Genomic DNA, 594 nt, shown 5'->3' with positions numbered 1-594 from the left:
CCCACACCCGCCGAACCGCCCTCGCCCCCGCAAAAATTCCAGAACCACCAAACACACCGACACCTCACACAATCGGAGGGACGAAGAGTGCGTGAGGTGTCGGTGTGCGCCGGTCGGTTCTGACAGAGAATCACAGGGGCGAGGGCGGTTCGCTCAGAAAACATCTCGCGATACACCCAAAGCAACACCCAAAAATACAGTTTCCGGGTCGCGCTTTTGCCGCGGCCTCTGCTCCGCGCCCGCTGTCCGAGACTCCACAATCGACACGCGAACCGCGCGGCAGCAGAGGCGCAAACTCCCCCGCTTCGCTCCTCCGGCGCCCTCTGTGCCCGCGCGCGGTCTCATGTGGATTCTCGCGCACTTCGTGCGGACTCTGGACCGGATTTTTTCGCGAAAAATTTCCCCTGAAGGACGAAAAAACGCCGGCTCCCAGCCGTCACACCTCTTGCACTCAGTAAGTCAGGTGTATATTCTGAGTCACTCATAATAAAAATCGCCCCTACGGAGTGCATGAGGTGTGACAAATAAATGGCGATGAAAAATGATGAGAAATGAATTTTTTTCGCGGTTTTTTTGAAAAAGTGCACAAAAAAA

1 protein-coding gene is annotated in these 594 nt (G+C 55.4%); it reads right to left on the bottom strand.

The genetic code is table 11. The features are described from left to right. Window positions 1-341: 341 nt before the first annotated feature. A partial coding sequence (locus HMPREF2944_RS09270; RefSeq protein WP_210398442.1) for a hypothetical protein occupies window positions 342-594 on the bottom strand: 253 nt, incomplete at its 5' end.

The sequence above is a fragment of the Rothia sp. HMSC072E10 genome (assembly GCF_001813965.1).
GTDB lineage: Bacteria > Actinomycetota > Actinomycetes > Actinomycetales > Micrococcaceae > Rothia > Rothia mucilaginosa_A.
Note: the sequence above shows the minus strand (reverse complement) of the source record. Positions and strands in the feature narration are given on the sequence as shown.